The organism is Rhizobium ecuadorense (genome assembly GCF_001187535.1).
Lineage (GTDB): Bacteria > Pseudomonadota > Alphaproteobacteria > Rhizobiales > Rhizobiaceae > Rhizobium > Rhizobium ecuadorense.
Genome location: NZ_LFIO01001741.1, coordinates 1 through 213, shown reverse-complemented (window position 1 = coordinate 213; position 213 = coordinate 1). Strand labels below are relative to the sequence as shown.

The window sequence follows — 213 nt, the reverse complement described above, 5'->3', positions numbered from 1 at the left end:
GCCCTATTCCGCGCCGACAAGGGAAAGGTGGCTGCCGCGGCCGTCGATCCACCGGCCGACGGTCTGCGAGATATGGTCCAGCCCTTCGAGACGCATATTGCCGCCGCTCTTTGACGGCGGCTGGCGGAAGGGCAGGCGCTTCAGCGCTTCAGCCATGATTGTGGGGTCGACCGACTGATCCGGCAGCAGCATGTCGACGAGGCCGAGCTCGCT

1 pseudogene is annotated in these 213 nt (G+C 66.2%); it reads right to left on the bottom strand.

Annotated features, from left to right (window positions below):
• Positions 1-3: 3 nt before the first annotated feature.
• Positions 4-213, bottom strand: a pseudogene (locus AF337_RS34945) (hypothetical protein); the annotation flags it as partial.